At 60.0% G+C, this 25,788-nt stretch carries 24 protein-coding genes and 2 pseudogenes; 12 read left to right on the top strand and 14 right to left on the bottom strand.

What is annotated here, in order from left to right; all coding sequences use genetic code 11:
• From hutG to AO240_RS27590, 9 genes are all read left to right on the top strand, one after another.
• Positions 1-801 carry an N-formylglutamate deformylase gene (hutG, locus tag AO240_RS27630; protein WP_099240925.1) on the top strand — a complete coding sequence of 267 codons (801 nt, stop codon included), beginning with the start codon at positions 1-3 and terminating at the stop codon, positions 799-801.
• Positions 802-980: 179 nt separating this feature from the next.
• Positions 981-1,952, top strand: coding sequence for a prolyl aminopeptidase (gene pip / locus AO240_RS27625; protein WP_058411849.1), 972 nt, complete (start codon positions 981-983; stop codon positions 1,950-1,952).
• Positions 1,949-2,386 carry a D-aminoacyl-tRNA deacylase gene (gene dtd / locus AO240_RS27620; RefSeq protein WP_099240923.1) on the top strand — a complete coding sequence of 146 codons (438 nt, stop codon included), beginning with the start codon at positions 1,949-1,951 and terminating at the stop codon, positions 2,384-2,386. The genes pip and dtd overlap by 4 nt, the downstream gene beginning before the upstream one ends.
• A 266-nt stretch (positions 2,387-2,652) precedes the next feature.
• Positions 2,653-4,428, top strand: coding sequence for a glucan biosynthesis protein G (locus AO240_RS27615; RefSeq protein WP_058411861.1), 1,776 nt, complete (start codon positions 2,653-2,655; stop codon positions 4,426-4,428).
• Positions 4,421-6,991 carry a glucans biosynthesis glucosyltransferase MdoH gene (gene mdoH, locus AO240_RS27610; protein ID WP_099240921.1) on the top strand — a complete coding sequence of 857 codons (2,571 nt, stop codon included), beginning with the start codon at positions 4,421-4,423 and terminating at the stop codon, positions 6,989-6,991. Before AO240_RS27615 ends, mdoH begins: the two co-directional genes overlap by 8 nt.
• A gap of 188 nt (positions 6,992-7,179) precedes the next feature.
• Positions 7,180-7,989, top strand: a complete 810-nt coding sequence (locus AO240_RS27605) for a transporter substrate-binding domain-containing protein (RefSeq protein ID WP_099240919.1) — start codon at positions 7,180-7,182, stop codon at positions 7,987-7,989.
• A 211-nt stretch (positions 7,990-8,200) separates the two neighbouring features.
• A complete protein-coding gene (locus AO240_RS27600; protein ID WP_099240917.1) occupies positions 8,201-8,998 on the top strand; it encodes a transporter substrate-binding domain-containing protein in 798 nt (265 codons plus the stop codon).
• 47 nt (positions 8,999-9,045) lie between these two features.
• Entirely contained in the window at positions 9,046-10,005 is a 960-nt protein-coding gene (locus AO240_RS27595; RefSeq protein WP_099240915.1) for an amino acid ABC transporter permease, read from the top strand.
• Complete coding sequence (locus tag AO240_RS27590; RefSeq protein ID WP_099241080.1) at positions 9,998-10,732, top strand: amino acid ABC transporter ATP-binding protein; 735 nt, start codon at positions 9,998-10,000, stop codon at positions 10,730-10,732. Before AO240_RS27595 ends, AO240_RS27590 begins: the two co-directional genes overlap by 8 nt.
• A gap of 17 nt (positions 10,733-10,749) precedes the next feature.
• On the opposite strand, the gene AO240_RS27585 is transcribed toward AO240_RS27590, so the two are convergent.
• The 12 genes and pseudogenes from AO240_RS27585 to ubiE all read right to left on the bottom strand — a co-directional run bounded on the left by AO240_RS27585 (position 10,750) and on the right by ubiE (position 21,880).
• Positions 10,750-12,654 carry a methyl-accepting chemotaxis protein gene (locus AO240_RS27585; RefSeq protein ID WP_099240913.1) on the bottom strand — a complete coding sequence of 635 codons (1,905 nt, stop codon included), beginning with the start codon at positions 12,652-12,654 and terminating at the stop codon, positions 10,750-10,752.
• Between the two features lie 135 nt (positions 12,655-12,789).
• Positions 12,790-13,503: a methyl-accepting chemotaxis protein gene (locus AO240_RS29475; protein ID WP_371918684.1), complete on the bottom strand. Its 714-nt coding sequence runs from the start codon at positions 13,501-13,503 to the stop codon at positions 12,790-12,792.
• A gap of 144 nt (positions 13,504-13,647) precedes the next feature.
• Positions 13,648-14,616 (bottom strand): annotated as a pseudogene (locus AO240_RS29470) (methyl-accepting chemotaxis protein); the annotation flags it as partial.
• Positions 14,617-15,851: 1,235 nt separating this feature from the next.
• Positions 15,852-16,559 carry a 16S rRNA (uracil(1498)-N(3))-methyltransferase gene (locus tag AO240_RS27575; RefSeq protein WP_099240909.1) on the bottom strand — a complete coding sequence of 236 codons (708 nt, stop codon included), beginning with the start codon at positions 16,557-16,559 and terminating at the stop codon, positions 15,852-15,854.
• Positions 16,556-17,362, bottom strand: coding sequence for a twin-arginine translocase subunit TatC (gene tatC, locus AO240_RS27570; RefSeq protein WP_099240907.1), 807 nt, complete (start codon positions 17,360-17,362; stop codon positions 16,556-16,558). Before tatC ends, AO240_RS27575 begins: the two co-directional genes overlap by 4 nt.
• The gene (gene tatB / locus AO240_RS27565) at positions 17,359-17,790 is read right to left on the bottom strand and encodes a Sec-independent protein translocase protein TatB (RefSeq protein ID WP_099240905.1); all 432 of its coding nucleotides are present in this window, start codon (positions 17,788-17,790) and stop codon (positions 17,359-17,361) included. Before tatB ends, tatC begins: the two co-directional genes overlap by 4 nt.
• 10 nt (positions 17,791-17,800) lie before the next feature.
• Entirely contained in the window at positions 17,801-18,091 is a 291-nt protein-coding gene (locus AO240_RS27560) for a twin-arginine translocase TatA/TatE family subunit (protein ID WP_058411839.1), read from the bottom strand.
• 25 nt (positions 18,092-18,116) lie between these two features.
• Complete coding sequence (locus tag AO240_RS27555; RefSeq protein WP_003209299.1) at positions 18,117-18,449, bottom strand: phosphoribosyl-ATP diphosphatase; 333 nt, start codon at positions 18,447-18,449, stop codon at positions 18,117-18,119.
• A 2-nt stretch (positions 18,450-18,451) separates the two neighbouring features.
• Entirely contained in the window at positions 18,452-18,844 is a 393-nt protein-coding gene (gene hisI / locus AO240_RS27550) for a phosphoribosyl-AMP cyclohydrolase (protein WP_012721796.1), read from the bottom strand.
• A gap of 41 nt (positions 18,845-18,885) precedes the next feature.
• Positions 18,886-20,490 (bottom strand): ubiquinone biosynthesis regulatory protein kinase UbiB, encoded by a 1,605-nt coding sequence (gene ubiB, locus AO240_RS27545; protein WP_099240903.1) that lies wholly within the window; start codon positions 20,488-20,490, stop codon positions 18,886-18,888.
• Positions 20,487-21,110, bottom strand: a complete 624-nt coding sequence (locus AO240_RS27540) for an SCP2 domain-containing protein (protein ID WP_099240900.1) — start codon at positions 21,108-21,110, stop codon at positions 20,487-20,489. The genes ubiB and AO240_RS27540 overlap by 4 nt, the downstream gene beginning before the upstream one ends.
• Entirely contained in the window at positions 21,110-21,880 is a 771-nt protein-coding gene (gene ubiE, locus AO240_RS27535) for a bifunctional demethylmenaquinone methyltransferase/2-methoxy-6-polyprenyl-1,4-benzoquinol methylase UbiE (RefSeq protein WP_058411836.1), read from the bottom strand. Before ubiE ends, AO240_RS27540 begins: the two co-directional genes overlap by 1 nt.
• A gap of 144 nt (positions 21,881-22,024) precedes the next feature.
• Between ubiE and AO240_RS27530 the strand changes: the two genes are divergently transcribed.
• The 3 genes and pseudogenes from AO240_RS27530 (at position 22,025) to AO240_RS27520 (ending at position 23,736) form a co-directional block, all read left to right on the top strand.
• Positions 22,025-22,300 carry a polyhydroxyalkanoic acid system family protein gene (locus AO240_RS27530; protein ID WP_099240898.1) on the top strand — a complete coding sequence of 92 codons (276 nt, stop codon included), beginning with the start codon at positions 22,025-22,027 and terminating at the stop codon, positions 22,298-22,300.
• Positions 22,301-22,405: 105 nt separating this feature from the next.
• Positions 22,406-22,827: pseudogene (locus tag AO240_RS27525) on the top strand (phasin family protein).
• A gap of 12 nt (positions 22,828-22,839) precedes the next feature.
• Positions 22,840-23,736: a phasin family protein gene (locus AO240_RS27520; RefSeq protein ID WP_099240896.1), complete on the top strand. Its 897-nt coding sequence runs from the start codon at positions 22,840-22,842 to the stop codon at positions 23,734-23,736.
• A 188-nt stretch (positions 23,737-23,924) separates the two neighbouring features.
• On the opposite strand, the gene AO240_RS27515 is transcribed toward AO240_RS27520, so the two are convergent.
• Together AO240_RS27515 and hslU are read right to left on the bottom strand one after the other, a co-directional pair.
• Entirely contained in the window at positions 23,925-24,302 is a 378-nt protein-coding gene (locus AO240_RS27515) for a gamma-butyrobetaine hydroxylase-like domain-containing protein (protein WP_099240894.1), read from the bottom strand.
• Between the two features lie 148 nt (positions 24,303-24,450).
• Complete coding sequence (gene hslU / locus AO240_RS27510; RefSeq protein ID WP_099240892.1) at positions 24,451-25,788, bottom strand: ATP-dependent protease ATPase subunit HslU; 1,338 nt, start codon at positions 25,786-25,788, stop codon at positions 24,451-24,453.

The raw sequence follows: 25,788 nt of genomic DNA, 5'->3' as shown, positions 1-25,788 counted from the left end.
GTGGATAAGGTTCTGAGCTTCAAACAAGGCCGCGTGCCGCTGCTGATCAGCATGCCGCATGCGGGGTTGCGCCTGACGCCTGCGGTTGAGGCCGGTTTGATCGACGCGGCGCAAAGCCTGCCGGACACCGACTGGCATATCCCCACGCTGTACGACTTTGCCGAGGCGCTGGGGGCCAGTACGTTGGCAGCCGAGTACTCGCGGTTTGTCATCGACCTGAATCGGCCCTCGGACGACACGCCCTTGTATGCCGGCGCCACCACCGGGCTTTATCCGGCAACCTTGTTCGAGGGCGTGCCGTTGTTCCGTGAGGGGCTGGAGCCGTCCAGGGAAGAGCGCGCTACGTACCTGGAGAAAATCTGGGTGCCCTACCACCGCACCCTGCAAGACGAGCTGGCACGGCTCAAGGCCGAATTTGGTTATGCGCTGTTGTTTGACGCGCACTCGATTCGCTCGGTAATCGCGCACCTGTTCGACGGCAAGCTGCCGGACTTCAACCTCGGTACCTTCAACGGTGCTGCCTGCGACCCGGAACTGGCCAGCCAGTTGGAAGCCATCTGCGCCACTCATCCGCAGTACACCCACGTGCTGAACGGGCGCTTCAAGGGCGGGCATATCACCCGGCACTACGGCAACCCGGCGCAGGCTATTCACGCCGTGCAGCTGGAGTTGTGCCAAAGCACTTATATGGAAGAGTTCGAGCCGTTCCGTTATCGCGCCGACCTGGCCGAACCGACGCGCGTGGTGCTCAAGCAATTGCTGCAAAGCCTGCTGGCGTGGGGGCGCAAGCGCTACGGCTGATAAGCCATGAAGTGAGGGCTGTTGTGGCGAGCCTGCCACAACAGTCCGCTCGCCAAAGGGCCAAAACACGTCTAATTGCTCAAGGACATGCTCATTGCACAATTCGGGTTTATGATGCCGGACGGCAAGAATAATCGACGTCCCCCCAGGGATGGACCCGACACCCTACGGAGCGCGCAATGCAGACTTGGTACCCGCAGATCAAACCCTATGCCCGCCACGATCTGGCAGTCGATGACACCCACACGCTGTACGTCGATGAAAGCGGCTCCCCCGAAGGCTTGCCCGTCGTATTTATCCATGGTGGCCCTGGCTCGGGTTGCGACGCCCAAAGCCGCTGCTACTTCGATCCAAACCTGTACCGAATCGTTACCTTCGACCAACGCGGTTGCGGTCGCTCCACGCCTCGCGCCAGCCTGGAAAACAACACCACGTGGGACCTGGTCGCAGACCTTGAGCGTATCCGCGAACACTTGGGTATCGATAAATGGGTGCTGTTCGGCGGTTCCTGGGGCTCGACCCTGGCGCTGGCCTATGCGCAAACCCACCCCGAGCGCGTACACGGCCTGATCGTGCGCGGCATTTTCCTGGCGCGCCCGCAGGATATTCGCTGGTTCTACCAGGAGGGCGCCAGCCGCCTGTTTCCGGATTACTGGCAGGACTACATTGCGCCGATCCCGGCCGATGAGCGCCACGACATGGTCGCCGCTTACCACAAACGCCTGACCGGCAACGACCAGATCGCCCAGATGCACGCGGCCAAAGCCTGGTCCGGCTGGGAAGGGCGCATGTTGGGCCTGTGCCCGAGCCCGCAGCACGTTGAGCGGTTTTCCGAGCCGCAGCGTGCGCTGTCCATTGCGCGTATTGAATGCCACTACTTCACCAATAACTCCTTCCTGGAGCCCAACCAGCTGATTCGCGACATGCACAAGATCGCTCATCTGCCTGGCGTAATCATCCATGGCCGCTACGATATGATCTGCACGCTGGACAATGCCTGGGACCTGCACCAGGCGTGGCCCAACAGTGAGTTGCAAGTGATTCGCGAAGCCGGCCATGCCGCGTCCGAGCCCGGCATTACCGATGCTTTGGTGCGCGCAACCGGCGAGATGGCACGGCGCCTGCTTGATCTGCCACCAGAAGAAGCATGAAGGGCCTGTTGCAACGGGTGAGTGGCGCCCGAGTCGAGGTCGCGGGCGAAATTGTAGGGGCGATTGATCAGGGTTTGCTGGTGCTGGTGGCCGTTGAGCCTTTAGATACGCAAGAGAGCGCCGACAAACTGTTGCACAAGCTGCTTAACTATCGGGTGTTCAGCGACGACGAAGGCAAGATGAACCTGTCGTTGAAGGACGTCGGCGGCGGTTTGCTGCTGGTCTCGCAGTTCACTCTGGCGGCGGATACCAAAAGCGGGTTGCGGCCGAGCTTCTCCACGGCGGCGCCTCCGGCCGTCGGGGCAGCGCTTTTTGATCACTTGTTGTTACAAGCGCAACAATTGCATGGCAAGGTGGCTTCAGGGCGTTTTGGCGCGGATATGCAGGTGCATTTGGTCAATGATGGCCCTGTGACATTCCTCATACAGACATGAATGGTTCAAAAACGACTTTAATGCCTAAAAACGTACGGTTTCGCTACAAATACTTCGTTGTCCCTGATGCGTTGTACCGCGGGCTACTAGATAATCGCGCGCTACGGGGATCAGCGTTGTTTGGTCCATTTTTGACTTAGGTAGAGACTTGTCCGACGTTCATTGGGGAATCATTTTCACCCAAGGGAGTCGGAACAATGCTCGCCAACCTGGCATATAGATAGCTGGCCGTTGGTTTTTTGATTCGTTTTCGGCGAGGGTTGCTCGTGATTGTTAGTCCCTGTAATGCACCAAAATTGTCTGCCAAACGGTTACGAAACGCACTGGTAACGGGCTCTGCCCTGTTTTGCCTGTTCGGCGCGGGTCAACTGTGGGCATTCAGTCTGGATGATGTGTCGGCCAAAGCTAAAGAGCTGGCCGGGCAAAAATACGAAGCACCGCGCAGCAATCTGCCGAACGAATTTCGCGAAATGAAATTCGCCGATTATCAGAAAATTCGCTTCCGTAACGAAAAAGCCGAGTGGGCCGATCAGAACACGCCGTTCAAGCTGTCCTTCTATCACCAGGGTATGCACTTTGATACGCCGGTGAAAATCAACGAAGTGACTGCCGACAGCGTGCATGAGATCAAGTACGACCCGACGCGTTTCGATTTCGGCGACGTGAAATTTGATCCAAAAGCCACCGAACAACTGGGTTATGCCGGTTTCCGTGTGCTCTACCCGATCAACAAAGACGACAAACAAGACGAAATCATGACCATGCTCGGCGCCAGCTACTTCCGCGTCGTTGGTAAAGGCCAGGCTTATGGCCTGTCCGCGCGTGGCATGGCGATCGACACTGCGTTGCCGTCCGGCGAAGAATTCCCGCGTTTCACCGAGTTCTGGATCGAACGTCCAAAACCGGGTGAAAAACAGCTGGTGATCTTTGCCCTGCTGGACTCGCCACGCGCTACCGGCGCCTACCGCCTGACGCTGCGCCCTGGCACCGACACCATCGTCGACGTCAAGTCGCAGATGTTCCTGCGCGACAAGGTCACCAAACTCGGCGTTGCGCCGTTGACCAGCATGTTCCTGTTCGGCGCGAACCAGCCGTCGAAAGTGCTCAACTACCGTCGTGAGCTGCACGATTCCAGCGGCCTGTCGATTCATGCCGGTAACGGCGAGTGGATCTGGCGCCCACTGAACAATCCAAAACACCTGTCGGTCAGCAACTTCAGCGTCGAGAACCCGCGCGGGTTCGGCCTGCTGCAACGTGGCCGTGACTTCAGCCACTACGAAGACCTCGACGACAACTACGACAAGCGCCCAAGCGCCTGGATCGAGCCTGAAGGTGACTGGGGCAAGGGTTCCGTCGACCTGGTAGAGATTCCGACCGCCGATGAAACCAACGACAACATCGTTGCGTTCTGGAGCCCGGCCGAGTTGCCAAAAGTCGGCGAGCCGCTGGACATCAGCTACCGCCTGCACTGGACCATGGACGAGAAAGCCCTGCACCCGGCTGACAGCGCGTGGGTCAAGCAGACCCTGCGTTCCACCGGTGATGTGAAGCAATCCAACCTGATCCGTCAGCCGGACGGCAGCGTGGCGTACCTGGTGGACTTTGAAGGCCCGTCCCTCAAGAACCTGCCGGCAGACGCCCCGGTGCGCGCTCAGGTGAGTGTCGGTGACAACGCTGAAGTGGTTGAAAACAGCGTGCGTTACAACGAGCACACCAAAGGCTGGCGCTTGACCCTGCGCATGAAAATCAAGGACGCAGGCAAGCCGACCGAAATGCGCGCGGCGCTGGTCGAGGACATCCCGGAGCCAGAACCTGAGGCTGTTTCGACCCAAGTGCTCAAGGCCGACAAGGTTTTGGCCAAGCAGCACGAGAAGCAGGCCAAGAAAGACGCGAAGGACGCAAAAGACGCGAAAGACAAGGAAGATAAGGACGCCAAGCAGCCAGAAGCTGCCCCGGCCACGCCACTCTCTAACCCGGAGCCGGCCAAGACAGAACACGTCCTGACCGAAACCTGGAGCTATCAGTTGCCTGCCGATGAGTAATTCTCAAGCCACGCCAGAGACTCTGTCCGAGTACCTGGCGCACCTCCCGATGACTGCAGAGCAGCGCGCCGAACTGGCGGGCTGCAGCTCTTTCAGTGAGCTGCACGAACGTTTGTCGTCAAAAACCTTCGACGCCCCGACCGACGCTGCCCAAGCGTCGGTCGGCCGTCGGCTGACCCTCAACAGCGCCGAAGAGCTGCAAGAAGCCGAAATGCTCGGGCTCGACGCCAGTGGCCGGGTTTGCCTGAAGGCCACGCCGCCGATCCGTCGGACTAAAGTAGTGCCAGAGCCTTGGCGCACCAACATTCTGGTGCGCGGTTGGCGCCGGATGACCGGTCGCACCAACCCGCCGGCTCCGCCGAAGGATGAACGTGTGTTGCCGGCCGCGCGCTGGCGCACCGTGGGGTCGATTCGTCGCTACATCCTCTTGGTGCTGATGCTCGGCCAAACCATCGTCGCCGGCTGGTACATGAAAGGCATCATGCCGTACCAGGGTTGGTCGCTGGTCGACTTCGACGAGATCCGCAACCAGACGCTGCTGCAAACCGCCACCCAAGTGCTGCCTTACGCGTTGCAAACCAGCATCCTGATCATGTTCGGGATCTTGTTCTGCTGGGTGTCGGCCGGTTTCTGGACCGCGCTGATGGGCTTCCTGGAGTTGCTCACAGGGCACGATAAATACCGTATTTCCGGTAAAAGTGCCGGTGACGAGCCGATCCCGAAAGACGCGCGCACCGCACTGGTGATGCCGATCTGCAACGAAGACGTGCCACGGGTATTTGCCGGTTTGCGCGCCACGTTCGAGTCGGTGGCCGCCACAGGCGACCTCGACCGCTTCGATTTCTTCGTACTCAGCGACAGCAATGACGCCGACATCTGCATCGCCGAACAGCAAGCCTGGCTTGACGTGTGCCGCGAAGCCGGTGGTTTCGGCAAGCTCTTCTATCGCCGCCGTCGCCGTCGCGTCAAACGTAAAAGCGGCAACCTCGACGACTTCTGCCGTCGTTGGGGCGGTGAATACAAGTACATGGTGGTGCTCGACGCCGACAGCGTAATGAGCGGCGAATGCTTGACCAGCCTGGTGCGCTTGATGGAAGCCACACCGGATGCGGGGATTATCCAGACCGCGCCACGGGCGTCGGGCATGGACACTTTGTATGCGCGCATGCAGCAGTTTGCTACCCGTGTTTACGGCCCGCTGTTCACTGCCGGCCTGCACTTCTGGCAGTTGGGTGAATCCCACTACTGGGGCCACAACGCGATCATCCGCATGAAGCCGTTTATCGAGCACTGCGCCCTGGCGCCGTTGCCGGGTAAAGGCGCGTTTGCCGGTTCGATTCTGTCCCACGACTTCGTTGAAGCAGCGCTGATGCGCCGTGCCGGCTGGGGCGTGTGGATTGCCTACGACCTGCCGGGCAGTTACGAAGAACTGCCGCCGAACCTGTTGGACGAACTCAAGCGTGACCGTCGCTGGTGCCACGGCAACCTGATGAACTTCCGCCTGTTCCTGGTCAAGGGCATGCACCCGGTGCACCGTGCGGTGTTCCTGACCGGCGTGATGTCCTACCTGTCGGCGCCGTTGTGGTTCCTGTTCCTGGTGTTGTCCACGGCCTTGCTGGCGGTGAACACGTTGATGGAACCGCAGTACTTCATGGCCCCGCGCCAGTTGTACCCGCTGTGGCCACAATGGCACCCGGACAAGGCGGTGGCGTTGTTCTCCACCACCATCGTGCTGCTGTTCCTGCCCAAGTTGCTGAGCATCATCCTGATCTGGGCCAAGGGCGCGAAAGAGTTCGGTGGCAAGTTCAAGGTAACGCTGTCGATGCTGCTGGAGATGCTTTTCTCCATGCTGCTGGCGCCGGTGCGCATGATCTTCCACACGCGTTTCGTACTGGCCGCGTTCCTCGGCTGGGCCGCGACCTGGAACTCGCCGCAGCGTGACGACGACTCCACGCCGTGGGGCGAGGCGATCAAGCGCCACGGCACGCAGACCTTGCTCGGCTTCTTCTGGGCGCTGCTGGTGGTGTGGTTGAACCCGAGCTTCCTGTGGTGGCTGGTGCCGATCGTCGGTTCGTTGATGCTGTCGATCCCGGTGTCGGTGATTTCCAGCCGGGTCAACCTCGGCCTCAAGTCCCGCGACGAGAGCCTGTTCCTGATTCCTGAGGAATACAATCCGCCGCAAGCCTTGCTCTCGACAGAGAAATACACCCACGAAAACCGCTGGCATGCCTTGCATGACGGGTTTGTGCGTTCGGTGGTCGACCCGCAGCAGAACGCGCTGGCATGTGCCCTGGCGACCTCGCGTCACCGCGAAGCAGAGCCCATCGAGTTCCTGCGCATCGAGCGTGTTCGTCACGCGTTGAAAGTCGGCCCTGCCGGCCTCAACAACGGCGAACGCGTGGCGTTGCTCAGCGACCCGGTGGCACTCGCCCGTCTGCACGAACAGGTGTGGAGCGAGGGGCATGCTGAGTGGCTCGACGCTTGGCGCGCATCGGTCAAGGCCGATCCGCACGCGCCTTTGCTGCCGCTGCAACCGCTGTCATCGCAGGCCCAACCGGCCTGATTCAGACGCCCCCGAGGGTTCACCTCGGGGGTGTTTCAAGCGCTGGTCCTACAGCGTTTTGCACCTCTTCCCTTGATTACCAAGCCCTTGTTATTTCGACACAAAAGACCTTTGTGCGAAGCGTATTGCCGTGCCTGTGACTGGGTTAGCATCGCCCCCCGAAAACTGATTTGCCACGGGGGTTATTCATGATCAAAAGGTATTGTTCGGTATGGCTTATCGGCCTTGTAGCATTGGGTTATGCAGGTTGGCTGAGTGCCGGCGCGCTGGATGACGCCGTTCGACGAGGTGTGCTGAAAGTCGGCACCACGCCCACCTATGTGCCCTTTGAGATGACCGACAAGCAGGGGCGCATCGTCGGCTTCGAGATCGATTTGCTGCAGGCGATGAGCCGTGCCTTGGGCGTCAAGCTTGAACTGGTCGCGGTGCCCTACAGCGAATTGCTGCCGGGGTTGATCGAGAAAAAATTCGACCTGATCGGCAGCGGCATGACGGTCACGCAGGCGCGCAATCTGCAACTGAACTTCAGCGACTCCTTTATCGTGGTCGGCCAAACCGTGCTGCTGCATCCCAGCCTTGCCGGCAAAATTTTCAGTATCGAAGACCTCGACGATGCGGGCTACCGGATCGCGGCCGCCGAGGGCACCACCGGGGAAGCCGCAGCCAAACGTTTTCTCGGGGCGGCTCAGTTGAGCAGTTTCGCCACCGCAGATGAGGCCGTGCGGCAGGTGGCGGAAGGCAAGGCGGATGCATTTGTTAACGATGCGCCCTACAACCTGATCGCCATGACCCGGCCGGAAAACCGCTCACTGTTGTCACTTGAGCAGCCGTTTACCTTTGAGCCGCTGGCGTTCGGCCTGAAAAAAGGCGATTACGACAGCCTTAACTGGATCAATCATTTCCTCAACCAGGTGGCGCAGGACGGGACCTACGATCGCCTGCACGACAAATGGTTTAACGACACCGCCTGGATGGCGGAGATCGACTGGCCGTCATAACTACTTACACATCAATCAATTACCGATTCCTTGCGCTGAAGTGTCTGCCGCCTGCGCTGTTCTGCACCGTTGTGGGGCTTTTCCGACACGCGCCGTTAACATTTACCCGTGAAACCTTTGTGACGGGCATCGAGTGGGTTAGCATCGCACCCCGAATTGGTGCAGCCCTTTTGCGCGCCGACCTTACAAGAATCGTTCAGGGGACTTGATGATGAAAAAGTATCTTTCGACGCTGATGCTCGGCCTTGCCGCGCTGGTTGCCGCAACGGCTTCCCACGCTGGCGCCATCGATGACGCGGTCAAGCGTGGCACGTTGAAAGTCGGCATGGACCCGACCTACATGCCGTTCGAAATGACCGACAAGCGTGGTGAAATCATCGGTTTCGAAGTCGACATCCTCAAGGCCATGGCCAAGTCGATGGGCGTCAAGCTGGAGCTGGTGTCCACCGGTTATGACGGCATCATCCCGGCCTTCCTGACCGGCAAGTTCGACATGATCGGCAGCGGCATGACCCTGACCCAGGAACGCAACCTGCGCCTGAACTTCAGCGAACCGTTCATCGTGGTTGGCCAGACCCTGCTGATTCGCAAAGACCTTGAAGGCACCATCAAGTCCTACAAAGACCTCAATGACGAGAAATATCGCCTGACCTCCAAGCTTGGCACCACCGGTGAAATGGTCGCCAAAAAGCTGATCTCCAAGGCCAAGTACCACGGCTATGACAACGAGCAGGAAGGCGTGCTCGACGTGGTTAACGGTAAGGCTGATGCCTTTGTGTACGACGCGCCGTACAACGTGGTTGCCGAGAAAAAAGTCGGCCTTGGCAAGCTGGTGTTTCTGGACGAACCCTTCACGTTTGAACCGTTGGCGTTCGGCTTGAAGAAAGGCGATTACGACAGCCTCAACTACATCAACAACTTTTTGCACCAGATTCGCAACGACGGCACCTACGATCGCATCCATGACAAGTGGTTCAAGAGCGCCGAGTGGCTCAAGGACATGGAATAAACTCAAGCTACTGCGAGTGAGCGCCCGCCCTTTTTGGATGTTGAGTAATGAAACAGAAAAAAGCCCAGTGGCCCTGGCACCTGCTGACCGTGGTTGTGTTGGTTGGCCTGGCGGGTGCGTTGTACTACGCCACCTCGCTGATGGCCTACGAATGGCGCTGGAACCGCGTGCCGCAATACTTCGCCTACCAGGCTGAAGAGTCCCAGCGCGCCGCCGACATTTCCACCGTGATTGAGTTGGTGCGCAAAGGCGACGTCGCCGACGTCACCCTGCGCAACGACGCCGGCGCAGAGCAAACGCTGAGCGTGGCCAGCAATAGCCTGCAAGTGGCGCGTGGCGATGACGTGGCCGAAGGTGATGTGGTGGGAGTCACCCGACATTGGGCGCTCGGCCCGCTGATGTGGGGTTTGTGGACCACGTTATGGCTGTCGGTGGTCTCCGGCGTGCTGGGCTTGGCGATTGGCTTGGCGACGGGGTTGTGCCGTTTGTCGAGCAACCCGACCTTGCGCGATCTGTCGACGATCTACGTCGAGCTGGTGCGCGGTACGCCGCTATTGGTGCAGATCTTCATCTTCTACTTCTTCATCGGCACGGTCCTTAACCTGTCGCGGGAGTTCGCCGGGGTCGCCGCCTTGTCGCTGTTCACCGGCGCCTACGTGGCGGAAATCGTGCGCGCGGGTGTGCAATCCATCACCCGCGGCCAGAACGAGGCCGCACGCTCGCTGGGCCTGAGTGCCGGCCAGTCGATGCGTCACGTGGTGTTGCCACAAGCCTTCAAACGCGTGTTGCCGCCGCTGGCCGGGCAATTTATCAGCTTGGTCAAAGACACGTCCCTGGTGTCGGTCATCGCGATTACCGAACTGCTCAAAAGTGGCCGCGAAGTGATCACCACCTCGTTTTCGCCGTTTGAAATCCTGTTTTGTGTGGCAGGCCTTTACCTGCTGATCAACCTGCCGCTGTCAAAAATGGCCAGCCGGCTTGAGCGGAGGCTTGCGCAAAGTGATTGAAGTTCGCGACCTGGTAAAAGTCTTCGACACGCGTGGCCACGTGGTGCGCGCGGTAGACCACGTCAGCACACACGTCGCCAAGGGTGAAGTGCTGGTGGTGATCGGCCCATCGGGGTCGGGTAAATCCACCTTTCTGCGCTGCCTTAACGGCTTGGAAGAATTCGACGCAGGCTCGGTCAGCATCGACGGCCTGCAGTTGGCCGACCCGAAAACCGACGTGAACGCCTACCGCCGCGAAGTCGGCATGGTGTTCCAGCACTTCAATTTGTTCCCGCACATGACCGTGCTGGAAAACCTCTGCCTGGCGCAAAAAGTCGTGCGCAAGCGCGGCAAAAAAGAGCGTGAAGCCAAGGCGCTGGCGTTGCTGGAAAAGGTCGGTATTGCACAAAAGGCCAACGAGTTTCCCTCGCGGCTTTCCGGTGGTCAGCAACAACGCGTGGCGATCGCCCGCGCGTTGGCCATGGAACCCAAGGTGATGCTGTTTGACGAGCCGACCTCGGCCCTCGACCCGGAAATGGTCGGCGAAGTACTCGACGTGATGAAGACCCTGGCCCTGGAAGGCATGACCATGGTCTGCGTCACCCACGAAATGGGCTTTGCCCGCGAAGTAGCCGACCGCGTGCTGTTCTTTGATCATGGCAAGTTGCTGGAAGACGCCTCCCCGGCGGCGTTTTTCGACGCCCCCAAAGACCCGAGAGCCCAAGCCTTCCTGCGCCAAGTGCTGTAAAGCGTGCCTGCTCTGCGCTAGAGCCTGAACTTGCCGACCAACGTCTGCAAGTCCAGGCTCAGCCGCGCCAATTGCACGCTGGCCGTTGCCGTTTCTTCGCTGGCGGCGGCGGTTTGTTCCGACACATCCCGCACCTTTAGCACGCTGCGATTAATCTCTTCGGCCACCGCGCTTTGCTGCTCTGCGGCTGCCGCAATCTGTGGGTTCATTTCCTGGATGATCGATACGGTGCGGATAATCGCGGTCAGTGCATCACCTGCATCGCGGCTCAGGTCGACGCTGTAATCGGTCAGGGCGCGGCTGCCGTCCATGATGTCTGCGACCTGCTGGGTGCCGGTCTGCAGCCCCAGAATCAGCCCTTCGATTTCTTCGGCCGCCTCTTGTGTGCGCCGGGCCAGGCTGCGCACTTCATCGGCAACCACCGCAAAACCTTCACCTGCCGGGCCGGCGCGCGCCGCTTCAATGGCGGCGTTGAGGGCCAGCAGGTTGGTCTGCTGCGACACTGATTTGATCACGTCGAGCACGCCGCTGATCTTTTGGCTCTCGTGCTGCAGCGCGATCATCGCTTGGCTGGAGCGCGTCATTTCATGGGCCAGGTGGCCGATCTTATCGATCGCCTGCGCGACGACCTTGTCGCCGACGGTTGCCTGTTGATCCGCCTCATCCGCCGCCACCGATGCCTGTTCGGCGTGCCGGGCGACCTCCTGGGCGGTGGCGAGCATTTGGTTCATCGCCGTAGCAACCTGGTCGGTCTCCTCTTTCTGGTTGTTGATGCCAGCGCGGGTCTGCTCGGTGATCGTCGCCAATTGCCCGGCCGCGCTGGTGATCTGTCGGGCGCTGTCGCCAATGCCGCTGATCAAACTGCGCAGGTTACGTGTCATTTGCCCGATGCTTTGTTGCAACTGGCCGAGTTCATCACGGCGACTCACCTGTGTGTCGTGGCTCAGGTCGCCGTCGGCAATACGATGGGCGGCGCTGAGTACTTCTCGCAGCGGCAGGGCAATCTGCCGGGCGATCCACCACGCGGCCAGCACGCCCAACAACAACGCGGCCGCCGTCACGCTGATCAATAAAGTGCGGGTTTGATCCGCTTCGCTGTCACGCTTGGCGTTCTGGCTCTGGCTCAGCAAAGCGCTTTGCTCGCGTAATCCATTGAGCTGTTGTTCAAACAGGTTTTGCACGGTTTCGGTCTTGAACTGGGCATCCTTGAGCTTGACCAATTGCTCGCGATAACTTGCCTGGTCGGTGTTGAGCTGCGCCGCGTCCACCGGCAGCGCGGTCACCGTGGTTTGCGCCACCTGCAGCGCGTCGAGCGCCTTGGCGACGGCATCGGTATAACTCGCCAGCGATTCGGCGGCCCAGGCCGGGCTTTGAGCGCGATCCTCTGCCTGCTCCATGGTTTGGCGCAGATGCTCAATGGCGTCGAGGGCTGCTTCATCTTGTTGATCGGGTAAGTCGCTGGCGAATTGCGCGAGGGTGTCGCTGGCCTGCAGCGCGGTGCGCTTGAGCGCAGGGCGCAGGCTCTCGCGTTGTTCGACCAGCGGCGGCAGTGCCGCCAGCGCGGCCTTGAAGCCCTCCACCTGGCGCGTCGCCTGTTGAAGTTTCTGCAGGTCGGCCGGGTCGATCAATCTCGTTGAAAGGTCAGCCAGGTGCTGGTCGATCTTTTTGATTTGCGCCGACATTTTGCCCAGACTGTCGGCGTCTGTGAGGGTGCGGTACACAATGCGGTCGGCGCGCAGGGTCTCTGCGTCGACCGCCAACTGCCCGAGGGTGGTGAGGCTGCTGGAACGATACAGAGCAGCGTTTAAAGCGTGCCAGCCTGTTGCTGCGATCATGAAGCTCAAGATCAGCACTTGGGCGAAACCCACGGCGAGTTTGAGGTGGACGCTGGCGTTGGCCAGAAAACCGGTCAGCCGAAACATGGTGAACCTCCAAATCAGAGAGAGCGCTTCTGATGAAACGCTAATTCGATTTGGGGCAATGGCGGGCTGATAACTGCGTAGGAAATTTCACAAGTTGCGCGGTGCGGCGGCCTGGATTGGCCGCCGCAGGGGCATTCAGATACGGAAGCGGCCTACGAGCGTCTGCAAGTAGATGCCCAAGCGCGCCAGTTCTGCACTGGACGCGGCAGTTTCTTCACTGGCCGAAGAGGTCTGTTCAGACACATCACGCACGTTCAGCACGCTGCGGTTGATCTCCTCGGCCACAGCGGTTTGCTCCTCAGCGGCGGTGGCGATCTGCGAGTTCATCGCCTGGATCGCCGAGACCGTGCGGGTGATGTTAGTCAGCGCCTGACCCGCGCGGCGGGTCAGTTCGACGCTGCTTTCAGTGAGGCCACGGCTGTTGTCCATGATCGTCGCCACTTTGTGAGTGCCGCTTTGCAGGCCGACGATCAACTCTTCGATCTCTTCGGTGGACTTCTGCGTGCGCTGGGCGAGGCTGCGCACCTCGTCAGCCACCACCGCAAAACCACGCCCGGCCTCACCGGCACGCGCCGCTTCAATCGCCGCGTTAAGCGCCAGCAAGTTGGTTTGCTGGGCAACCGACTTGATCACGTCGAGCACGCTGCCGATCTTGTCGCTTTCGCGCTGCAAGTGGCCCATGGCTTCGGTCGAGTTGCCGACTTCGGTGGCCAGGCGTTCGATCTGAGCGATGGCCTCACCCACCACCTTGTCGCCTTCGCGGGCTTGTTGGTCTGCGGCCACGGCGGCTTCGGACGCTTCCTCGGCGTTACGCGCCACCTCCTGCACGGTCGCGGTCATTTCATTCATCGCGGTGGCGACCTGGTCGGTCTCGATCTTCTGGCTGTTGACCCCGGCGCTGGTCTGTTCGGTGACCGCTGACAGCTGTTCGGCGGCGCTGGCGATCTGGGTGACGCCGTCGCTGATGCCGCCGATCAACTCGCGCAGGCCCACCGTCATGCTTTGCATGGCGCGTTGCAACTGGCCCAGTTCATCCTGACGTGTGGAGGTCAGGTTTTGGCTCAAGTCGCCGGAGGCCACGCGTTCGGCCACCAGCAGGGTTTGATTCAGCGGCAGGGTGATCTGACGGGTGATGGCCATAGCGGCCACCAAGCCGAAGATCAGCGCCAGTGCGCTGGCCAATAGCAGCAGTTGCTTGGCGTGCGCGACATCCACATCGCGTACGAGCGTTTGCGAAAGGGTGAGTTTTTTGCTGCGGTCGATCAGGATGTCGCCTTGCTCGGCCATCTTTTTTGTGGCCGCGAGGTTGGCGACCTGGGAGTCGCCGAATTGGCTGACGGCTGCGCGGTAGGCTTGTAGGGAAACGCTGGCCTGCTGCAAATTGGTGGCGTATTGCTCGGGCAGTTGGCCGTCAAGCGCGCTGATTTTTGTCAGGGCGTTATCGATGGCGTCCAGCGCCGGCTTTTGCGCTTCGAGCTTGCCGCTGTAGGTGTAACCGCGCACTTGAAACCGCGCTTGCTGGATCAGCTTGCTCAGGTCGACCACGCTGTTGAACTGGGTGACGCTGTCACCCTGCAGCAAGGCTTTTTCAACTTCGCCGACCTTGAGCACCGCATTGTCGGCGGTATCGCCCAGCTTGCTGCGGGCGTTTTCACGGTTGGCGCCAGCCTGGACCATCTCGCTGAACGCGGCTTTGTATTGATCAATCGCGACCAGTTGTTGGTCGACCAGCAAGTTGTCGATTGGCTGATCGATCAGGTCGTCGGCGGTTTTGAGGCTGCTTTCAAGCTTGCTCACCAGCTCGTTGACGGCGGCTGGGCCTTGTTCGCCGCGGCGCATTTCGTAGTCCAGGCGAGCCAGGCGCAGGTCTTTGGTCAGTTCAGTCAGGCTTGAGATATAGCCCAGTTTGTCACCGCGACTTGTCACATTGCCTAACCCGGCCCAGCCGGTGAAAGTGATCATAAGCGTGAGGATCAAAACCAGGCCAAAGCCTACACCCAGCTTGGTTTTGACACTGACATTCCCCAGCTTTTCGGCTAACCGACGATACATGCTGCAACCTCCCTGATACAACGCTTGGACTTATTTCAGGGTTATCGGCCTGGATACACAATTCTGTAGCTGCGCTGTATCCCCGCCATCTGTTTCCAGCCCCAAACCCATCACCGGCATGCAGGACAGTGAACTGGCTGAACCTGGTCAAAACTGTGGGAGGGGGCTTGCTCCCGATGGCGGGGTGTCAGTCAGCACATCTGGCACAGGCATACCGCCATCGGGAGCAAGCCCCCTCCCACAATTGTTCTGTGTGTTAATCAAGCCATCTGTTTCCAACCCCCAAACCGATCACCGGCATTCAGGACAGTGAACTGGCTGAACTCGGTCAAAACTGTGGGAGGGGGCTTGCTCCCGATGGCGGGGTGTCAGTCAGCACATCTGGCACAGGTATACTGCAATCGGGAGCAAGCCCCCTCCCACAATTGTTCTGTGTGTTAATCAGTCCATCTGTTTCCAGCCCCAAACCCATCACCGGCATTTTGGAGAGTGGGCTGGCTGAACTCGGCCAAAACTGTGGGAGGGGGCTTGCTCCCGATGGCGGGGTGTCAGTCAGCACATCTGGCACAGGCATACTGCAATCGGGAGCAAGCCCCCTCCCACAATTGTTCTGTGTGTTAATCAGGCCATTTGTTTCCAGCCCCCAAACCCATCACTGGCATTTTGGAGAGTGGGCTGGCTGAACTCGGCCAAAACTGTGGGAGGGGGCTTGCTCCCGATGGCGGCGGGTCAGTCAGCACATCTGGCACAGGCATACCGCAATCGGGAGCAGGCCCCCTCCCACAATTGTTCTGTGTGTTAATCAGGCCATTTGTTTCCAGCCCCCAAACCTACCACCGGCAATTTGGAGAGTGGACTGGCTGAACTCGGTCAAAACTGTGGGAGGGGGCTTGCTCCCGATGGCGGGGTGTCAGTCAGCACATCTGGCAGAGGCATACTGCAATCGGGAGCAAGCCCCCTCCCACAATTGTTCTGTGTTAATCAGGCCATCTGTTTCCAGCCCCAAACCCATCACCGGCATGTTGGAGAGTGGGCCGGCTGAACCTGGTCAAAACTGTGGGAGGGGGCTTGCTCCCGATGGCGGCGGGTCGTCAGTACATCTGGCACAGGCATACTGCAATCGGGAGCAAGCTCCCTTCCGCAGGTTAGAACAGGCGGGCGAGCAGGGCGGTTACGGCGGTTTCGACGCGCAGGATGCGCGCGCCCAATTGCACGGGCTGCATGCCGGCCTTGGCCAGCAACTCTACTTCGTAGGGAATCCAGCCACCTTCCGGGCCGATGGCCAGGGTGATCGGTTCATTCAGCCCACGCGGGCAAGCCGGGTAATCACCGGGGTGGCCGATCAGGCCGAGGGTGCCTTCGGTCATTGCCGGCAGGCGATCTTCAACAAACGGCTTGAAGCGTTTTTCGATGACGATTTCCGGCAGCAGCGTGTCACGCGACTGCTCCAAACCCAAAATCAGTTGCTCGCGGATCGCCTCGGGCTCCAGAAACGGCGTTTGCCAAAAGCTCTTTTCCACACGGTAGCTGTTGAGCAGCACCACCTTCGGTACGCCCATCGCCGCCACGGTTTGCAGCACGCGGCGCAGCATCTTCGGGCGCGGCAGGGCCAGCAGCAGGGTCAGCGGGAGCTTGGCCGGCGGCGGCTGGTCGAGGCGCACTTGCAGCTCGGCCTCAGACGCTTCCAGGCGCAGCACTTGCGCAGTGCCCATCAACCCGCCAATGCGGCCGACGCGCAGGCTGTCGCCGACCGCCGCGCGGTGAACTTCCTGCATATGCACCAGGCGCCGATCACGCAGAACCACCCGGTCGGCCGCGATAAAGTCGGCCTCCTCAAGCAGCAGCAGGTTCACGGCTGGGTCGCTGGCGGCTGGTCGTCCGGGCCTGGGTCGGCATCGGCGGGTTGGTCATCGGGGTGTTCGCCACGCTTGCTGATCAAACCGCTGAACAGGATGCCGATCTCGAACAGCATCCACATCGGCACGGCCAGCAGGGTCTGCGAGAAGATGTCCGGCGGCGTAAGGATCATGCCGACCACGAAGCAGCCGATGATCACGTACGGGCGGATTTTTTTCAGGTACTTGACGTCGACCACGCCGATCCATACCAGCAGCACCACGGCCACCGGGATTTCGAAGGCCACGCCAAAGGCGAAGAACAACGTCATCACGAAGTCGAGGTAGCTGGTGATGTCGGTCATCATTTCCACGCCGGCCGGGGTGGCGGCGGCGAAAAATTTGAAGATCAGCGGGAACACCAGGAAGTACGCGAAGGCCATGCCGGTGTAGAACAGCAGGATGCTCGACACCAGCAATGGCACGGCGATGCGTTTTTCATGCTTGTACAAACCCGGTGCGATAAAACCCCAGATCTGGTGCAGGATCACCGGGATCGCCAGGAACAGCGAGACCATCATCGTCAGCTTCAGCGGCGTCAGGAACGGCGACGACACGTCGGTGGCAATCATCGTCGCACCGGCCGGCAGGTACTGGCGCAGCGGCGTGGAGACGAAGGTGTAGATCTGCTGGGTAAAGGCAAACAACCCGGCAAATATGATGAAGATCGCCGCGATACAGCGCAGCAGGCGAGTGCGCAGCTCGGTGAGGTGCGAGACCAGTGGCATGTGCTGGTCGTTTTCCGGTTTATCAGCGCTCATGGGGCTCGCGGCGGCAATGTAGGGTCATGGGGAGCGGGCGGCGCGATAGGCGTCGGCGCTGGCTCTGTCGGGGCGGGTGCGGGCGGTGCCGGCGGCTGTTCCGCCACCGGTAAAACCTCGGCCACCGGAGGCGGCGCGATGCTGTGCTCGGCGACTGGCGCGGCCGATTTGCCTGGCTCATTCACCGGGGACAGAATTTTGCGCGCTTCCTGCTCCAACGAAAGGATATGTTCGTTGTGCAACTGGCGGCGAATATCGTCGGCGCCGATTTCCCGTTCAACTTCATCCTTGATGGCGTTGAAACTGCGTTTCAGGCGCCCGATCCACAAGCCGGCGGTGCGCGCGGCACCGGGCAGGCGTTCCGGCCCCAGCACCAGCAGGGCGACGAGGCCGACAAGCAGCAGTTCAGAGAAGCTGATACCAAACATTAGTCAGTGCTCACGAGTCTTTGCGGGTCGGCTCTTGGACTTTTTCAGCCTGTACGTCAAAGGTGCGACGCTCGGGGATCGGCTGGGTGGCCTGCGGGTGCACTGGCTGCACCGGCGGCGCCGGGTTAACGACGGGGTTAACCACCGGGTCGGCGGGTTTTTCGTCGTCGTTCATGGCTTTACGAAAGCCCTTGATCGATTCGCCCACGTCGGTGCCGAGGTTCTTGAGTTTTTTGGTGCCGAACACCAGAACAACCACCACCAGAATGACGATCCAGTGTTTCCAGTCAAAAATGCCCATGCTGCAATTCCTCTGTGAAAGTTATTCAGGCGGACGGGCGCGAGGCCTTTTCGGCATGCCCGGACAAGCCGAAGCGGCGGTCCAGTTCATCCAGCACTGCCTGCGGATGCTGCCCCAGTTGGGCGAGCATGACCAGACTGTGGAACCATAAATCGGCGGTTTCGTAGATGACATCGCTGCAGTCGCCGCTGATCTGAGCGTCTTTGGCGGCGATGATCGTTTCGACGGATTCTTCGCCGAGTTTTTCCAGAATTTTGTTCAGGCCCTTGTGGTACAGGCTGGCGACATAAGAGCTGTCGGCGTCCGCGCCCTTGCGGTCTTCCAGCACCTGGGCCACACGGTTCAGGGTATCGCTCATGTTCAATGTCCTGCCGAATAAATGGCGTGCGGGTCTTTGAGCACCGGTTCGACTACCTTCCACTCGCCGTTCTCGAACACGCGGTAGAAGCAGCTGTGACGCCCTGTGTGACAGGCGATGTCGCCGATTTGTTCGACCTTGAGAATCACCACATCGGCGTCGCAGTCGATACGCATCTCGTGCAGGGTTTGCACGTGCCCGGACTCTTCGCCCTTGCGCCACAGTTTGCCACGTGAGCGTGACCAGTAAATGGCGCGCTGCTCAGTGGCGGTGAGGCTCAGGGCCTCGCGGTTCATCCAGGCCATCATCAGCACGCGCCCGGTCTTGTAGTCCTGGGCAATGGCCGGCACCAGGCCGTCACTGTCCCACTTGATCTCGTCCAGCCAGTCTTTCATGTTCGGCTCCGGCAATTTGCGACAGTGTATAACCGGATCGGCTATCGACGCACGATCAGATAAACACCCACGGCGACCATGATCCCGGCCGGCCAGTGGCCCAATTGGTTCAGCGGCCCACCGATGGCCAGCATCACGCCGCCGACCAGATGCGCGGCGCCGAGCAGGCGCAGGAACCAATCGTCCTTGCGCTTCTGCCAGGGCGGCGCGGGGTCTTTGGCGTGCGGCTGGGACATGCGCTCCAGCAAGTCGCGGGTCATGTTGGCCAGGTGCGGCAGTTGTTCGACTTGGCTTTGCAGGTTGCCCAGCAGGGTTTTCGGGCTGACGCGTTCGCGCATCCAGCGTTCGAGGAACGGCTGGGCGGTGGTCCACAGGTCGAGGTCCGGGTACAGCTGGCGGCCCAGGCCTTCGATGTTGAGCAGGGTTTTTTGCAACAGAACCAGCTGCGGCTGCACTTCCATATTGAAGCGCCGCGCGGTCTGGAACAGGCGCATCAGCACCTGACCGAATGAAATATCTTTTAACGGTTTTTCGAAGATCGGCTCGCACACGGTGCGGATCGCCGCTTCGAATTCGTTGAGTTTGGTTTCAGCCGGCACCCAACCCGAATCAATGTGTAATTGCGCAACGCGGCGGTAGTCGCGCTTGAAGAAGGCAAACAGGTTGCGTGCCAGGTAATCCTGGTCTTCCGGGGTCAGGCTGCCGACGATGCCACAGTCGATCGCGATGTACTGCGGGCTCCACGGGTTAACGGTGCTGACAAAAATGTTGCCCGGGTGCATGTCGGCGTGGAAGAAACTGTCGCGGAACACTTGGGTGAAGAAAATCTCGACGCCGCGTTCGGCAAGCATTTTCATGTCGGTGCGCTGGTCGGCCAGGGTCGCGAGGTCGGTAACCTGCACGCCGTAGATACGCTCCATCACCAGCACTTTGGGGCGGCACCAGTCCCAATACACTTGCGGCACGTACAGCAATTGCGAGCCTTCAAAGTTGCGCTTGAGCTGGCTGGCGTTGGCCGCTTCGCGCAGCAGGTCGAGTTCGTCGTAGATGGTTTTTTCGTAGTCGGCAACCACGTCCACCGGGTGCAGCAGGCGCGCGTCGGCGGAGAAACGCTCGGCGGCGCGGGCAAGAATAAACAGCCACGCCAGGTCCTGGCCGATGATCGGCTTGAGGCCGGGGCGAATCACCTTCACCACCACTTCTTCGCCGGTCTTGAGCTGCGCCGCATGCACTTGCGCCACCGAGGCCGAGGCCAGCGGGGCAACGTCGAAACGGCTGAACACTTCGCTGATTTTCTTGCCCAGCTGCTCTTCGATCAGCTTCATCGACTGCTGCGAGTCAAACGGCGGCACGCGGTCCTGCAACAGCATCAGCTCGTCGGCGATGTCTTCGGGCAGCAAGTCGCGGCGGGTCGAGAGGATCTGGCCGAACTTGATAAAAATCGGCCCAAGGTCCTGCAACGCCAGGCGCACGCGTGCACCACGGCTCAGCGTCAGCGTTTTGCGCGGCAACCAGCGCCACGGCAGCACATAGCGCACCGCCAGCAGGAACCACGGCAAGGGCAGGGCGAACAGCAGGTCATCAAGGCGGTAGCGAATTACCACGCGCTGGATACGAAACAAACGGCGGACGGCGAGCAGCTTCATGCGTTATCGCTTGGATCAAGGGAACGGCTCAAGCGCTCGAAGCGGGCCTCAAGGCGTTCCAGGTCGATTTTGGCCTTGTCGAGTTCACGAAAGCGCGCTTGCGCTTCGCGTTCTCCGACCAGGGTGCGCGATTCTTCGCTCAGGTATTCGGCGAGGTTCTGGTTGAGGCTGGCGAACCCTTGCTGGTACCAGCGCGCGCGGCTGCGCAGGTGGCCGCTGATCAGCTGGGTGGCCACGGGGCCGAGCCAGCGCGACAGCTCGTATTCCCAATCCAGTTCCAGGTCTTGCAGCACGGCGGCCAATTCCATCAGCACCGCGCTGTCGCCTTCCAGCGCCACTTCGGGGCTGTGCAGGATGGCGGTTTTGTTGCGGCTCAGCGCCAGGTGCAGCAGGCTTGAAGCCGGCGCGCGCAGGGTGCAGTCGGCCTCGGCGGCCCATTGGGTCGCGAGCAGCAGGCCTTCCTCGCTGGGCAGAATAAACAGCTGCAAGGCGGGGCTTGTGCAGTCGACGGCAATGATTTTGCCATTCAAGTGCGCCAGCCGCGCCAGGGCGGTGCTGTCCAGGCGCAGCACACGGTTGAGGCCGTGTTCTACGCTGGCGAGGAGGCCTGCGAACAGCATCAGGGTTTGATGCCGCGGTGCAGGGCGACAATGCCCGAGGTCATGTTGTGGTAGGTCACGCGGTCAAAACCGGCCTCTACCATCATCGACTTCAAGGTTTCCTGGTTGGGGTGCATGCGGATCGATTCGGCGAGGTAGCGGTAGCTCTCGGCGTCATTGGTGATCAGCTTGCCCATCAACGGCATGAAGGCGAACGAGTAAGTGTCGTAGACCTTGGACATCAGCGCGTTGGTCGGCTTGGAGAACTCCAGTACCAACAGGCGGCCACCCGGCTTGAGCACGCGCAGCATCGAGCGGATCGCGTCCTCTTTGTGGGTGACGTTGCGCAGGCCGAAGGCGATGGTCACGCAGTCAAAATGGTTGTCCGGGAACGGCAGCTTTTCAGCGTCGGCCTGGACGAATTCGATATTGCCGGCCACGCCTTTATCCAGCAGGCGGTCGCGGCCGACCTTGAGCATCGAGCCGTTGATGTCCGCCAGCACGACCTGGCCGGTTGGGCCGACGAGTTTGGAAAACTTGGCGGCCAGATCGCCCGTACCGCCGGCAATATCCAGCACGCGGTTGCCGGTGCGTACGCCCGACAGTTCGATAGTGAAACGCTTCCACAGGCGGTGCATGCCGCCCGACAGCACGTCGTTCATCAGGTCGTACTTGGCGGCTACGGAATGAAACACCTCAGCGACTTTTTCCGCTTTCTGGCTTTCCGGAACGTTCTTGAAGCCGAAGTGAGTGGTGGGTTCGGCATCGCTGCCTTTGCGCTGATCAGTCATATCGCTGTCACCAAAAGAGAATGCGCCACATGATAATCCCCAAGGCCTGCTTTGTCTTGGCAAGGCTGAAGGTAAGATAGACGGTCACCGAGGTTTTTTGCCGCATGGCAGGTGTTCCAGTCGCTATAAAGAGGAGTCATTGTAATGGCGCGTATTACGGTTGAACGTGCGCATACCTTGGGCAAAGCAGGCGCACGCGCGAAGGCCGAGAAGTTGGCGAGCAAACTCAAGGAACGATATGGCCTTGAGCCCTCGTGGTCGGGCGATACCTTGGACCTTAAACGCTCGGGGGTTAAGGGCACGGTATTGGTCGCCGAAGACTCACTGCGTATTGAGGTTGAATTGGGCCTGTTGATGTCGGCCATGAGTGGCACCCTCAAGTCCGAAATCGAGAAAGCCCTGGATAAGGCACTGGCCTGACCGGCGTGCGCTTAGGGTGCCGATTCTAATTTTTCAGCCTGGGTTGTGCCCAAGCCCTCAACTTCTGTGGGCCGTTGCTCCAGCCCATTTTGAGTGAGGTGCACCATGGCCAAGGTTATGCTGAAGAAAAAAATCGACGTTCAATCCGCCCCCTGAGTGACGTTAAAAGCCATGCTTGAAAGATCTGGCTGGCAGGGCTTGGCGCCTATGCCAAGGTCGGCAGCTAAGGCCGCGATTACTTCAAAGAGCTCGCTATGGCGGTTCAACATGTTGAAAGTAAAGGCAAAAAAGTTGTAGTTGAACAACTTGATGCCGCCAACAGTCAGATTGATCAAGTAAAGAGTAATGTCTCAAGCATCAAAGGCGTGGTTGAAGTTCAACTGGATAAAGTTGAGCGCGCTTTTGACACGCGTGTTGCCAGTGCCTTGAATCGGATTGGCATTGCGTCTAAACATGATGTTGAGACACTCTCTGCTAAGCTCGAAGAGCTGACGGCATTGCTGGAACGTGTCGCGCGTAAACACTAAGGAGACATCCGGATGGCTGTTAAAAAGACTACTCAGAAAGAAAGCAGCTCGTGGGTCGGGGAAGTTGAAAAATATTCCCGCAAGATCTGGCTTGCTGGTTTAGGCGTGTACTCGAAGGTTAGCAGTGACGGCGGTAAATACTTCGAGACCTTGGTCAAGGACGGCGAGAAGGCCGAGAAGTTGACCAAGAGTACAGTGGGTAAAAAAGTTGATGCGGCCAAGGCAACTGCCGGTTCTGCCAAGTCGAGCCTTTCTGACACGTGGGGCAAGTTGGAAGAAACGTTCGACAAACGCTTCAACAATGCCATTTCACGACTCGGTGTACCGAGCAAGGCTGAACTGAAGACGCTGCACAGCAAGGTCGATACCCTGACCAGGCAAATCGAAAAACTCACTGGCGCCAAAGCGGCACCGGTTAAAACGGCGGCGGCTAAACCTGCTGCCAAGCCTGTCGCTAAAACCGCAGCTGCCAAACCTGCCGCGAAAACGGCGGCCAAGCCTTTGGTTAAAGCGGCTGCAAAACCAGCGGTCAAGGCTGTGGCAAAAGCGGCGGCAAAACCTGCCGCCAAAACTGCAGCTGCCAAGCCCGCGGCCAAGCCAGTGGCGGCTAAAGCTGCTGCCAAGCCAGCGGCTAAACCTGCAGCCAAGGCGGCTGCGAAACCCGCGGCTAAAACCGCAGCGGCCAAGCCTGCTGCAGCAAAACCTGTTGCAGCAAAACCTGCAGCGGCCAAGCCAGCGGCAAAACCTGCCGCAGCGAAGAAGCCAGCCGCCAAAAAGCCTGCTGCTGCGGCCAAGCCTGCAACCACAGCGCCGGCGGCTTCAACAGCCAACTCGGCTTCCGCGCCGACACACGCTGGTGCTACCCCGACGGCATCGCCGGTAACCCCGACGCCATCCAGTCAGTCCTGATTTTTTCAGGCTACAAAAAATGCCCGGCCTGCAGAGGTCGGGCATTTTTTCGCCCGCAGAATGCGTTCAAATGTGGGAGCGGGCTTGCTCGCGAAATTTTTTCGCAAACGGGTCAATGATTGGCCACGCGACAGGGCATTCAAGCAGATGAGATTAGTAAACGCCCTCTAAACAGCAAGAAGCCTGCGCTAGAGCATCAGCCGCACGACCGACTGATTCGGGTCGCGGGTTTTGCCGGCCGCTTTGAGTTCGGCCAGATAATCGGCCCACAGCGCTTCCTGGCGCACGGCCAGTTGGTAGAGGTAGTCCCAAGTGAACAAGCCGCTGTCATGCCCGTCGTCAAAGGTTAATTTCAGTGCGTACTGACCGGCCGGTTCTATCTTGACCAAGCGTACGTTGAGCTTGCCGAATTGCAGGATAGGTTTGCCGTGGCCCTGAACCTCGGCGGAAGGCGAATGCACGCGCAGCAGTTCGGCAGGCAGCTGGTAGACCTCGTCGGGCCCGTAGGTGAGCCCGAGGGTGTTGGAGGTTTTGTGCAGGTTTACAGCAGTGGGGAATTTCGACATTGCAGATGATCCTGAAGGAACCGGCTCAAAAATGTGGGAGCGGGCTTGCTCGCGAATACGGTGTGTCAGTCAGCACCTCTGATACTGATACAGCGCATTCGCGAGCAAGCCCGCTCCCACAGTAAAGCAAAGCGGCCCTGAGTGAGGCTTACAGGATGTAACGCGACAGGTCTTCGTTCTGCGCCAATTCGCCCAAGTGGCTGTTGACGTAGTCGGCGTCGATTTTGATCGCTTCGCCATTTTGCGAACCGGCCATGTCACCGGCGCTGAACGACACTTCCTCAAGCAGGCGCTCAAGCAAGGTGTGCAGGCGGCGGGCACCGATGTTCTCGGTTTTCTCGTTAACCTGCCAGGCGATCTCGGCCAGACGCTTGATGCCGTCCGGCAGGAACTCGATGGCCAGGCCTTCGGTTTTCAGCAGCTCACGGTACTGCTCGGTGAGCGAGGCGTGCGGTTCGCTGAGGATGCGCTCGAAGTCGCCCGGGGTCAGCGCCTTGAGTTCCACGCGAATCGGCAGGCGGCCTTGCAGCTCCGGCACCAAATCGCTTGGCTTGCTCAGGTGGAACGCGCCAGAGGCGATAAACAGGATGTGGTCGGTCTTGACCATGCCCAGCTTGGTGTTCACCGTGCAGCCTTCGATCAGCGGCAGCAGGTCGCGCTGTACACCCTCGCGCGACACGTCGACACCGCCGGAATTACCGCGCTTGGCCACCTTGTCGATCTCATCGATAAACACGATGCCGTGTTGCTCGACGGCTTCCAGCGCCTTGGCCTTCAGCTCTTCGTCATTGACCAGGCGCCCGGCTTCTTCGTCACGCACCAGTTTCAGCGCGTCCTTGACCTTGAGCTTGCGGCTTTTCTTCTTGCCCTTGCCCATGTTGGCGAACAGGTTCTGCAACTGGCTGGTCATTTCTTCCATGCCGGGCGGCGCGGAGATGTCGACGCCGGACACTTCGGCGACTTCGATCTCGATTTCCTTGTCGTCCAGCTGGCCTTCGCGCAGGCGCTTGCGGAACAGCTGACGTGTGTTGGAATCGGAGGCCGGTGCGGCGTCTTCGTTAAACCCCATGCGCGCCGGTGGCAGCAGGGCGTCAAGGATGCGTTCTTCGGCGGCGTCTTCGGCGCGGTGGCTGACCTTGGTCATTTCCTGTTCGCGCAGCAGCTTCAGGGCAGCGTCGGCCAGGTCGCGAATGATCGACTCGACGTCGCGGCCTACATAGCCCACTTCGGTGAACTTGGTGGCTTCGACCTTGATGAACGGGGCGTTGGCCAGCTTGGCCAGGCGCCGCGCGATCTCGGTTTTACCGACGCCGGTAGGGCCGATCATCAGGATGTTTTTCGGGGTTACTTCAACGCGCAGTTCTTCCGGCAGTTGCATCCGGCGCCAGCGGTTACGCAGCGCGATGGCAACGGCGCGCTTGGCATCGTCCTGGCCGATGATATGGCGATTAAGTTCATGGACGATTTCGCGGGGAGTCATGGACAT

This window comes from Pseudomonas sp. ICMP 460 (assembly GCF_002723595.1).
GTDB lineage: Bacteria > Pseudomonadota > Gammaproteobacteria > Pseudomonadales > Pseudomonadaceae > Aquipseudomonas > Aquipseudomonas kitaguniensis.
The sequence above is the reverse complement of the archived record's forward strand: the minus strand, read 5'-3'. Positions and strand labels throughout refer to the sequence as shown.

What these genes read in the sequence shown, in the direction of transcription:
- AO240_RS27520 (WP_099240896.1), top strand. Translation starts at nt 22,840, where the DNA reads ATGGCTGTTAAAAAGACTACTCAGAAAGAAAGCAGCTCGTGGGTCGGG.
- AO240_RS29475 (WP_371918684.1), bottom strand. Translation starts at nt 13,503, where the DNA reads ATGAATGAAATGACCGCGACCGTGCAGGAGGTGGCGCGTAACGCCGAG.
- pip (WP_058411849.1), top strand. Translation starts at nt 981, where the DNA reads ATGCAGACTTGGTACCCGCAGATCAAACCCTATGCCCGCCACGATCTG.
- tatC (WP_099240907.1), bottom strand. Translation starts at nt 17,362, where the DNA reads ATGAGCGCTGATAAACCGGAAAACGACCAGCACATGCCACTGGTCTCG.
- AO240_RS27555 (WP_003209299.1), bottom strand. Translation starts at nt 18,449, where the DNA reads ATGAGCGATACCCTGAACCGTGTGGCCCAGGTGCTGGAAGACCGCAAG.
- hisI (WP_012721796.1), bottom strand. Translation starts at nt 18,844, where the DNA reads ATGAAAGACTGGCTGGACGAGATCAAGTGGGACAGTGACGGCCTGGTG.
- dtd (WP_099240923.1), top strand. Translation starts at nt 1,949, where the DNA reads ATGAAGGGCCTGTTGCAACGGGTGAGTGGCGCCCGAGTCGAGGTCGCG.
- AO240_RS27540 (WP_099240900.1), bottom strand. Translation starts at nt 21,110, where the DNA reads ATGCTGTTCGCAGGCCTCCTCGCCAGCGTAGAACACGGCCTCAACCGT.
- ubiE (WP_058411836.1), bottom strand. Translation starts at nt 21,880, where the DNA reads ATGACTGATCAGCGCAAAGGCAGCGATGCCGAACCCACCACTCACTTC.
- AO240_RS27560 (WP_058411839.1), bottom strand. Translation starts at nt 18,091, where the DNA reads ATGGGCATTTTTGACTGGAAACACTGGATCGTCATTCTGGTGGTGGTT.
- AO240_RS27515 (WP_099240894.1), bottom strand. Translation starts at nt 24,302, where the DNA reads ATGTCGAAATTCCCCACTGCTGTAAACCTGCACAAAACCTCCAACACC.
- ubiB (WP_099240903.1), bottom strand. Translation starts at nt 20,490, where the DNA reads ATGAAGCTGCTCGCCGTCCGCCGTTTGTTTCGTATCCAGCGCGTGGTA.
- AO240_RS27585 (WP_099240913.1), bottom strand. Translation starts at nt 12,654, where the DNA reads ATGTTTCGGCTGACCGGTTTTCTGGCCAACGCCAGCGTCCACCTCAAA.
- AO240_RS27600 (WP_099240917.1), top strand. Translation starts at nt 8,201, where the DNA reads ATGAAAAAGTATCTTTCGACGCTGATGCTCGGCCTTGCCGCGCTGGTT.
- AO240_RS27605 (WP_099240919.1), top strand. Translation starts at nt 7,180, where the DNA reads ATGATCAAAAGGTATTGTTCGGTATGGCTTATCGGCCTTGTAGCATTG.
- mdoH (WP_099240921.1), top strand. Translation starts at nt 4,421, where the DNA reads ATGAGTAATTCTCAAGCCACGCCAGAGACTCTGTCCGAGTACCTGGCG.
- AO240_RS27595 (WP_099240915.1), top strand. Translation starts at nt 9,046, where the DNA reads ATGAAACAGAAAAAAGCCCAGTGGCCCTGGCACCTGCTGACCGTGGTT.
- hslU (WP_099240892.1), bottom strand. Translation starts at nt 25,788, where the DNA reads ATGTCCATGACTCCCCGCGAAATCGTCCATGAACTTAATCGCCATATC.
- AO240_RS27530 (WP_099240898.1), top strand. Translation starts at nt 22,025, where the DNA reads ATGGCGCGTATTACGGTTGAACGTGCGCATACCTTGGGCAAAGCAGGC.
- tatB (WP_099240905.1), bottom strand. Translation starts at nt 17,790, where the DNA reads ATGTTTGGTATCAGCTTCTCTGAACTGCTGCTTGTCGGCCTCGTCGCC.